The sequence below is a fragment of the Butyricimonas sp. genome (genome assembly GCF_019423355.1).
In the GTDB taxonomy this organism is placed as follows: Bacteria; Bacteroidota; Bacteroidia; order Bacteroidales; family Marinifilaceae; genus Butyricimonas; species Butyricimonas faecihominis.
Window position 1 is genome coordinate 177,067 of record NZ_JAHZBP010000012.1, and the last position, 6,539, is coordinate 183,605.

At 38.8% G+C, this 6,539-nt stretch carries 8 protein-coding genes and 1 tRNA gene; 6 read left to right on the plus strand and 3 right to left on the minus strand.

Annotation, left to right across the window (positions count from 1 at the left end):
- Positions 1 to 18 precede the first annotated feature (18 nt).
- Complete coding sequence (locus tag QVC79_RS15705; protein ID WP_270595485.1) at positions 19 to 594, plus strand: DUF4251 domain-containing protein; 576 nt, start codon at positions 19 to 21, stop codon at positions 592 to 594.
- A gap of 156 nt (positions 595 to 750) precedes the next feature.
- Here the strand turns inward: QVC79_RS15705 and QVC79_RS15710 are convergent, their stop codons facing one another.
- Positions 751 to 1,437 (minus strand): hypothetical protein, encoded by a 687-nt coding sequence (locus QVC79_RS15710; protein ID WP_270595484.1) that lies wholly within the window; start codon positions 1,435 to 1,437, stop codon positions 751 to 753.
- Between the two features lie 137 nt (positions 1,438 to 1,574).
- Positions 1,575 to 3,764 (minus strand): M18 family aminopeptidase, encoded by a 2,190-nt coding sequence (locus QVC79_RS17790; protein WP_333562715.1) that lies wholly within the window; start codon positions 3,762 to 3,764, stop codon positions 1,575 to 1,577.
- 424 nt (positions 3,765 to 4,188) lie between these two features.
- On the opposite strand from QVC79_RS17790, the gene folB reads away from it, so the two are divergent.
- The 3 genes from folB (at position 4,189) to QVC79_RS15735 (ending at position 4,986) form a co-directional block, all read left to right on the plus strand.
- The gene (gene folB / locus QVC79_RS15725; RefSeq protein ID WP_124316428.1) at positions 4,189 to 4,542 is read left to right on the plus strand and encodes a dihydroneopterin aldolase; all 354 of its coding nucleotides are present in this window, start codon (positions 4,189 to 4,191) and stop codon (positions 4,540 to 4,542) included.
- 64 nt (positions 4,543 to 4,606) lie between these two features.
- A tRNA-Cys gene (locus QVC79_RS15730) sits at positions 4,607 to 4,677 on the plus strand.
- 159 nt (positions 4,678 to 4,836) lie between these two features.
- Positions 4,837 to 4,986 carry a hypothetical protein gene (locus QVC79_RS15735; RefSeq protein ID WP_270595483.1) on the plus strand — a complete coding sequence of 50 codons (150 nt, stop codon included), beginning with the start codon at positions 4,837 to 4,839 and terminating at the stop codon, positions 4,984 to 4,986.
- Between the two features lie 18 nt (positions 4,987 to 5,004).
- Here the strand turns inward: QVC79_RS15735 and QVC79_RS15740 are convergent, their stop codons facing one another.
- Positions 5,005 to 5,442: a DoxX family protein gene (locus QVC79_RS15740; protein WP_270595482.1), complete on the minus strand. Its 438-nt coding sequence runs from the start codon at positions 5,440 to 5,442 to the stop codon at positions 5,005 to 5,007.
- Between the two features lie 135 nt (positions 5,443 to 5,577).
- On the opposite strand from QVC79_RS15740, the gene QVC79_RS15745 reads away from it, so the two are divergent.
- Together QVC79_RS15745 and QVC79_RS15750 are read left to right on the plus strand one after the other, a co-directional pair.
- Positions 5,578 to 5,847, plus strand: coding sequence for a LysO family transporter (locus QVC79_RS15745; RefSeq protein ID WP_124315522.1), 270 nt, complete (start codon positions 5,578 to 5,580; stop codon positions 5,845 to 5,847).
- A 10-nt stretch (positions 5,848 to 5,857) separates the two neighbouring features.
- Entirely contained in the window at positions 5,858 to 6,460 is a 603-nt protein-coding gene (locus tag QVC79_RS15750) for a LysO family transporter (protein ID WP_270595481.1), read from the plus strand.
- The last annotated feature ends 79 nt before the right edge of the window (positions 6,461 to 6,539 follow it).

Here is a 6,539-nt window from a genome sequence, read left to right on the forward strand (position 1 = left end):
AATAAAACATAAAGCATTATGAAACATATCACTACACTCATCGCATTAGCCCTAGTGCTAGGCTCACTAGCCCCTCTTGCCGCTCAAACTAAAATGACGGCAAAAGAAAAACGTACACAAACCAGACAAGAGCGTAAAATCGCTCAACAGAAAGTAAAAGAACAATTGTACCAAGACGCCGTTCGTGCTTTAGAAAACAACACGTTCGTACTGGAGGCCAATCGACTGATCTTTAAACGAGGTCGATCAGCAAACGTCAGTTCCATCAAGAATTTCATTTCCATGGAAAACAAAAAAGCCACCGTACAAGTGAGTTTTGATACCCCTCGCCCACTTCAAAACGGATTGGGAGGTTTTACCGTTGAAGGCAACGTTTCAGACATCCGGATGAAAAAGGATAAAAAAGGAAGTATCATTTATAGCTTTCTCGTCCAAGGTGTCAGCATTTCCGCACAAGTAAGCCTCACCCTTCACCGGGGTTCAAATAATGTTTCGGCAAACATCTCGCCTTCATTTCACTCCAACACGCTCACCATGACCGGAGAACTGTTAACGCAAGAAAAAGCCCGTGTCTTTGAAGGATTTAAACGCTAACTCTTTGGAGGGAATTAAGGAGTAGAAAAGTCATAATACCTGTAAATGAATTTACGACACGGGGCCAATAGTGGAGTACCTTTCAAAAGTTAGGTGAAAACTTTTAAAAGGTACTTTAACTATCCGCAAAGACTTTTTCACATTGGAAGTATCCAATCACTTTACTTGTTTTACAAAAGGCATACTACCCCATTCTTCATATCTCTGTGCCAAATTTCCTCTTAACATCACGGCATATAGCAAATATTCCTCCAATTTTCCTTTAGGGGTAAAAGAAAATGTATTTGAAGCTGGAATTGCTTTTAAATGTTCGAACTCCACGCCAGTACATTTTAATTCTTCAAACAACATTTTGCAGATTTCGACTTTTCCCCCGGCATTGGCAAACCTAATTTTAAAATCATCCTTTAAAATGGTTCCATAGCGCAAGAACACCCCGGCCAGATAAGAATATCTTTGTTTATCTGTCTTAAAAACATCTTTATTCAATTTTGCACCAGTAAACGAATCTTTTTCAGCCTTTTCCCCTTCAATCCCAAAATATTCATTCACCTTATATGCCAATTCCTTGGAATACAAATTCATGTGCCCAGACGGCTCCACATTACATTTTAAATCCGGATACTCAGTCTTGAAAAGAGAATCAAGTACCCTCACCACAAACCCCTCGTGAGGATAATACGCATCCACGAAAACATCTTTCGGCTCCCGTATTCGACGCCCCAGATATTCATCAAGCGTACCCAACAAGAAAAAATCTTTATCTAAGTCAATTTTACTAATTTGTGTCGAATCAGAAAACATCCCCGAGACAAATAACATAACAAACAAAAATAGTTTCATAACTTCAAAATTAATAGTGAATAATTTATCTATAGATGCACTCGTCATCTAATTTCCATAAATATTCCTATCCTTTTAGGGTACTAAAAAAGCCGGACTGAATACCAGTCCGACTTTTCTTTCAAATAACAACAATTTTAAATATTATAAAACGTGGTGAAAGCTTTTATCACGTAAGCATGATCCAATACCCCGCCCGTTTCCCGAACGGAATGCATTGCCCACATGGGATTACCGATATCCACTCCACGCATTTCCATTTGCGATAATAATATATTTCCCAAGGTTGAACCTCCAGCCATGTCTGAATGGTTTACAAATTCCTGACAAGGCACACCAGCCATCTTACAGATCGTCTTAAACACAGCGGCAGAATCCCCATCCGTGATGTATTTCTGATTCGCATTGATCTTGATCACGGGACCACCGTTTATTACCGGATGATTCGTAGGATCATGTTTCTCCACGTAGTTCGGGTGAAGAGCATGGGCCATATCCGCAGAAATCATGAACGAATTATGAATTGCTCGATACAAATCTTCCGGTTTACCTCCCAATCCAAAAACGATACGTTCAATAATTGTTCTCAAAATTGGAGAACCGGCACCCTGTTTCGTTCCACTTCCCACTTCTTCATTATCAAAAATAGCAAGAATTTTTGTCTTACGACATTTCTCGGAAGCCACGAAAGCTTTTAACCCGGCATGAGCCATGGCTAAATCATCCAGTTTGCCACTTGAAATGAACTCCTCGTTCGCCCCGAACAAACAGCCTTTCTCGTATTCATATAGAGTCAGGTCAAAATCAAGTATGTCTTCCTGACTTACTCCCATCTCTTCCGCGATAAGTTTAACCAAATAATTATCTTTTTCGAAAGTCTCATTAATCATGGCAATCACGGGAAGCATATCTTTCTGTTTACTCAACGGGTTTCCCTGATCGTTCACAGCGCGGTTAAAATGGATGGCAATATGAGGAATAACCATCAACGGCCGCTTGAAATTCACGAACTGGGTAGCGGGCTTCAACGGGTTCAAACTACGCAACATAACCCGTCCGGCCATGGACAATGGTCTATCGAACCACGTGTACATAATGGGTCCTCCATACACTTCCGTGTTCAACTTCAAATACTTTCCTGCAACAGGCATCGCAGCATTCGGTTTGATTTTAAACGTCGGAGAATCACTATGGGCACAAATAATCTTGAACCCTTCTTCAGCAATCTCTCCGCTACCAATCTCGAAAGCAAAAAGTGAAGAGTGATTTTTCGTCACGAAATATTTACCTCCTTTTTCTATTTGCCATGCTTCACCGGAGAAAAGTTGCTTATAACCATTACCAAGTAATTCTTTTTTGGCATTTGCCACGGCATGAAAGTTTGTCGGACTCTCATGTATAAACTCTACTAATTCTTTCGCGTATTGCTTTTCCATTATATCTTGTTTTTTTATTTCATTTCTTCGAGCCCCAAGGTAATCATTTTTTACCACACTTTTTGCCTTGAAATCTAAAAAAGTCTTGTTTCCTTCTTTAATTTCGTCGTAAACACGTTTACCAAACATAACAAAGGGAGGGCTTATCATATTCTCTTTATTATACCGAACCTCCCCTCCAGTCTCCGCATTCACCACATAACCACCAGTTGCTTCGACAAGCACTTGTCCTGCCGCTACATCCCATTCCGAGCATTTCCCGAATTTGGGACATATATCCACCTCTCCTTTAGCAAGGAGGCAATGTTTTGACGATGCCCCCAACGGGACAAGTTCAACCTCATGGCCCAGAGATTTCAAATAATCAACATATCGTAGTTCCCATTCCGTTACATGAAAACGACTGACGGCCACTCTCAACTTTGATTGTTTTCCCCCGATTCCCGACAAAGCTTCTTCCTTTCCCTTTTTTACCATCCCCTTCTCCCCGCTCGCAAAAGCCCATAAAATCTCACCATCACACACGTTATTAATCATCCCGAATATGGGTTTTCCCTTTTCGACAAGAGCAATATTAATACAAAAACGCCCATTCCGATATATAAATTCCTTTGTACCATCCAGTGGATCAATAATCCAAGCGTACGCCCATTTCTCTCTTTCTTCATAAGCCGGTAATGACGCCTCTTCGCTAATCACCGGAATCTCCGGGTATAACTTTTTCAAGGCACTTGTGATATACTCACTCGAGACTTTATCCGCTTCTGTCACGGGTGTATTATCTCTCTTTAGCTCTACATTAAAGTTTCTCTTGTCATACACCTCTTTTATCAACTCTCCCGCTCGCTCAATAATACACTGAATATCTGTTACTTTTATCCAACTTACCATATTAATTAATTCATCTTAAACGATTTGTTAAACTTACAAATAAAATTCATTTTATAGGCCATGCACTAACAAGAAATTAACAAAAATACATCTGCATTCACACGACAAAAATACCATCATCACTATGAATTAATTAGTTACAATGAAATACTGCTATAATCATTCAAAATATAGCTTTAAAGGCACAAGAAGATTAACTAACATTAACCCAATCAATAGCTTTTATTAACAATAAAAATTGGTCTAGATACAACAGACGCTTTATCTTTGCACCGTCTTTAAGAGATTGAAGATTTTTCATAAGTTTGTATGGTTTAGGTTAGTAGTTAGTAATGTAATCTTAAGAGTCGACATTCCCCGTCGGCTCTTTTGTATTTAAAGACGAAAGATACTATTATTTTTACAGAAACAAAAGTTAACAATTATGAATGGAATCATCGAAATTGAAGGAATGGAATTTTTCGCCTTCCACGGATGTTATGAAACAGAACGTGTCGTGGGAAATAAATTCATGGTTTACGCCCGTATCGAAACAGATTGCGACAAGGCAGCCCAAACAGATAACATCGCAGATGCTTTAAGTTATCTCACCGCATACGAGATTATCGCCAAAGAAATGATGATTACCTCACACTTGTTGGAACACGTGGCAAAAAGAATGATCGACGCACTATATAATGCCTTCCCACAAATTTCTCATGTAACTATCAAGGTTTCAAAACTAAACCCGCCACTAGGAGGGAAGATCGCAGCCACGAGTGTTACTTTATCAAAATAAATTGCAGCAAGGTATTGCAAAATCCAAAATATCGCCTTATCTTTGCCACGCAAAATCGCAACAGGGTCGGTTGGCCGAGCGGTTAGGCAGCGGTCTGCAAAACCGTGTACAGCAGTTCAAATCTGCTACCGACCTCAGGGAATCAGTCACTTTGTAAGTGGCTGATTTTTGTTTATGGAGTGTTTTTGACCAAAATAGTCTAAAACCTTTACCAAAAATATTCTCAAATAAACAAACAAAAACATATCGATTCACGTTCATGTCTACAATGAATCACTCAAAGACATAAAGAACATGAAGAAGAAAAGAACTAATCCTTGGAAGATTGTCGGAATTATTATCTCCATCCTTTTACTAATATATTGGCTATTAGCAGCAACAATTTTAGGAGAAGATGAAAACGTAGTTCCTATTCTGGATGGAACAGAGCAGGTAATCCCATAGGATTCCTGCTTTTTTTCTTTATTTTCGAATATTTACATCTATTTTTTTTGAAATTATTGCATCCAGAGATATTCTTCCCGCACCTGTGAAAAATAACAAGATATAGATACCTAAATATAATAAAGGCAATTCTTTCATCTGAAATGGATCACTGGCATGAACGATAAATATAACCACCAACATAGAAAATATCAATGGAATCGTAGCCAACCGAGTAAAAGCACCTACAATAACAAACAAGGAACACCCAATTTCAGCCCCAATAATCAAAATTAAAGACAAAGTACTTCCTAAACCTATAGGATCCGAGAAGGTAGCAGACAATTCGGAGAATGACGTCAATTTAGCCACACCATGCGTCAACATTGTTATCCCGACAAGTACACGCAATATTAGCAAGCCCAAACTCAAGAATTTCCGATTCGGGACTACTATAGATGAAATCACTTTTTTCATAACAACATTTTTAAAGATTTAAACTCTATAGGTTAACGTAACACATTTTATTAATGTTGCGTTTTTAAGTACGAATTTATAAATATAGTAGTTTTATAAAATAAATCGTAGTTTCGCGGAAAGAAATCTAAGATCATGATTATAGTTATTAGTTTGATGGTTTGCGGCATCATTTTAGGATATGCCTTTAAAGAGAGAAATTTGAAGTTCGTGCAAAAACTCATTAATTATGCCATATTTCTCCTTTTATTTCTTTTAGGGATCACAGTTGGTGCTAACGGGGAGGTAATGAACAACCTTGATTCTATCGGATTGGAAGCTTTACTTATTACCTTAGCGGCAATTACAGGAAGTGTATTGTGCGCATGGGGTGTCTATCACTTTTTCTTCATGACCACCAAATAAATTCCATCACATGAAAGGTAGTATAATCATAGTCTCTTTTTTTGTTGCCGGAGTATTACTCGGACGACTCGTTGATGTTCCCGCCCTGCTAACTGCAGAAGAACCCACTCTCTACGCCCTATATGTACTTATGTTTCTCGTGGGCATCAGCATTGGAAGTGACAAAAAAGCTCTAGAAGCATTGAAACACCAGAACTTTAAAATCATTCTAGTGCCATTGGCAACGATTATCGGCACTCTGGCAGGCTCGGCTTTAATCAGCCTCGTTCTAGGCGGCAAAAGCCTCACCGATTGTCTCGCAGTAGGCTCCGGATTCGGATATTATTCCCTTTCGACTATTTTTATCACTCAATACAAAGGTGCCGAACTCGGCACAATTGCCTTAGTATCTAATATCCTCCGTGAATTAATAGCCTTATTAGCCGCCCCTCTACTCGTGCGCTATTTTGGTAAACTAGCCCCTATTTCCGTGGGAGGAGCAACCACCGCTGATACCACACTTCCGATTATCACAAGATTCTGCGGAAAAGAGTTTGTAATCATATCAATCGTTCACGGGATAACCGTGGATTTAAGTGTACCATTTCTAGTGACATTTTTTTGTACAATATAAATTCTTGACAAGATATTCAATACCAATCAAATGCGCCTTAATTTTTGATTACTAATAAGTTATCATTAAACGTTCGTTT

Excerpts from the sequence above, each read along its gene's own strand:
- QVC79_RS15705 (WP_270595485.1), top strand. The coding sequence starts at position 19 with ATGAAACATATCACTACACTCATCGCATTAGCCCTAGTGCTAGGCTCA.
- QVC79_RS15710 (WP_270595484.1), bottom strand. The coding sequence starts at position 1,437 with ATGAAACTATTTTTGTTTGTTATGTTATTTGTCTCGGGGATGTTTTCT.
- QVC79_RS17790 (WP_333562715.1), bottom strand. The coding sequence starts at position 3,764 with ATGGTAAGTTGGATAAAAGTAACAGATATTCAGTGTATTATTGAGCGA.
- folB (WP_124316428.1), top strand. The coding sequence starts at position 4,189 with ATGAATGGAATCATCGAAATTGAAGGAATGGAATTTTTCGCCTTCCAC.
- QVC79_RS15735 (WP_270595483.1), top strand. The coding sequence starts at position 4,837 with ATGAAGAAGAAAAGAACTAATCCTTGGAAGATTGTCGGAATTATTATC.
- QVC79_RS15740 (WP_270595482.1), bottom strand. The coding sequence starts at position 5,442 with ATGAAAAAAGTGATTTCATCTATAGTAGTCCCGAATCGGAAATTCTTG.
- QVC79_RS15745 (WP_124315522.1), top strand. The coding sequence starts at position 5,578 with ATGATTATAGTTATTAGTTTGATGGTTTGCGGCATCATTTTAGGATAT.
- QVC79_RS15750 (WP_270595481.1), top strand. The coding sequence starts at position 5,858 with ATGAAAGGTAGTATAATCATAGTCTCTTTTTTTGTTGCCGGAGTATTA.